The sequence below is a fragment of the Vibrio genomosp. F10 str. 9ZD137 genome, assembly GCF_049974785.1.
Classification (GTDB): Bacteria; Pseudomonadota; Gammaproteobacteria; order Enterobacterales; family Vibrionaceae; genus Vibrio.
Genome location: NZ_JBNGCJ010000869.1, coordinates 1 through 2,001, shown reverse-complemented (window position 1 = coordinate 2,001; position 2,001 = coordinate 1). Strand labels below are relative to the sequence as shown.

Below are 2,001 nucleotides of genomic sequence, written 5' to 3'. Positions count from 1 at the left end.
GCACTTCAAACTTGATACTAAGTCTCAAGCTCCCAACAAGAAAAGGTATGAAGAACGATCCTACCGAACAATAATTAACACTTTACTTTTTTTTTTGGCTTTGATTTCCAATCTTCAAATCTTGAATTTCTTTCAGCACGGAGTCTATCGTCTGCAGACAATACTGCACTATCTAGGCTTTTATCTGTTCCCTTTCTAATCAAAGTTAAGCGACCTTGTGTTAAAGAAGAACCTTGAACAAACGAGTAATGGCCAGTAATTTTGCTTGGTCTAGCGGGAGATATATAACCAAATTTTCTTAAAATGATCACAGGGAAAGAAACCACTTTGGCGACAAGAATAATAAAATTAAAAACACATTTCTTAGGGAAATCAATAAATATACACTTAAAATCAAACCTAAATAAAAACCTTTCAAAAGACAAACTAGCACCCTCATTAGGAATTATATGAAGACTCATATTCCCCACTGAGTTTCCTTTTTGGTTTGATAGATTCATACTACCATTGACCAACTCATAAAAAAGAGTACTTGAACTAGTTGTCCATAGTGATTTTACGCCTGAAGACAATGTTTCTATATTAGGATCAAAACTTCTTGCATTAATAACCACGCCTTCCATATTATGCAAAATATCCGCCTTCCCTATTAAACTCTGCCTTTCGAATCGATCTTCACCAGGCTCCCCGTTAAAATCGTTATTATAAACATCATAAAATAAATACCACTTTCCGCCTACATAGCCACAACTACAGAATAATCTCCATACAACACGATAATATAAGGATAGACAAAGTTTAAACGATATTAGAAAAATAGATGTCCCAAATATGGCCAACACTATCACACTAAAAAATGCATCCAACCCCAAAAGACCCAAAATTTCATCGAATAACATCGACAATTTTGAGTTACTATTAATTTCAGCATTAACACTATCGTAAGCCATACCTAATATTGCGAAAGATATAGATGCAGCGAATACTGAAATCCTTTTGTACTTTTGCGCTAGTTCATTTCTAATCACTTACGTGTCCTTATGTAGTTCATTCTTTCAAAGCTTTACAGTTTTCTGCTATTATTTTAATTAGTCTTACTAATTCATCCTTGTCTGCACCTCTAGATACTAATCCATAAATACCTTTGCTCATTCCTCTCATCAATGTTCCACAAGTAGAATTACGCTGTAGAGCTACTGACTTATAAAAAACATTCGCACATGTAAGGTCATCGAAAACTAGAATGTCCGCATCTTCCATAGATACATTTAACTTATATAGCCTAATTTTTGAGTCCAGTGCTACATCTAGTTGGACAGGTGATGGATATAAATATTCCCTAAATTCATCTCCGAACTTACTATTAAACTCCCTAAATATTTCCTCTGAGTCTTCTTCATATTCATTATTAGTTATTAGAGCAACCCTTGGCGCTCTGCCTTCAATGGATTCAAAAGTTGAAATAGCAGACTTAACAACCCCCCTTAAAGAAAAGGCTGTTTTCTTCATCTTTATTATTGGGTCCAACATATAGATGTATTTATTTGGAAAAATGTCAAGTTTTAGAGGCGCTATAGTAAATAACCTCCCAGCCAATTTTGTTTTTTTATGACCAATTATCTCATTGATTATAATTTTCTTTGGATAACATGCACCGGCTATCATAGCATCAGCATGATTGTCCTCTATCTGAGTTATTGCGCTGTTATAGAGTTCAAGTTTACCTTTATCTGGACAACCAAGAGTATTACACTCATCAGTAGGGTAAATAGCTTGGATTAACCCTTGATTTTCCACTTCTTTGATAGCCTCTTGTACTCTTATGTCTTGAAACTCTGGAAATGTGATCTTGGGTAAAAACTTATCGTCCATTCAAACTCCACTAATGCCATAAAAAATCACTAAATTGTGTTCCGCGTTTGCTCGATTGTAAAGCCATTTTACCTTCAGGGTATAGCACAATGCTAGCTACTGAAACCTAACGCCTTACTAAGTGGCGCT

The 2,001-nt window shown here is 34.9% G+C and carries 2 protein-coding genes; both read right to left on the bottom strand.

Going from position 1 to position 2,001, the window contains the following annotated elements; all coding sequences use genetic code 11:
- Positions 1 to 74 precede the first annotated feature (74 nt).
- Positions 75 to 1,028 (bottom strand): hypothetical protein, encoded by a 954-nt coding sequence (locus ACP45E_RS19575; RefSeq protein WP_017037086.1) that lies wholly within the window; start codon positions 1,026 to 1,028, stop codon positions 75 to 77.
- Between the two features lie 19 nt (positions 1,029 to 1,047).
- The gene (locus ACP45E_RS19570; protein ID WP_017037085.1) at positions 1,048 to 1,872 is read right to left on the bottom strand and encodes a phosphate acyltransferase; all 825 of its coding nucleotides are present in this window, start codon (positions 1,870 to 1,872) and stop codon (positions 1,048 to 1,050) included.
- Positions 1,873 to 2,001: the final 129 nt, after the last annotated feature.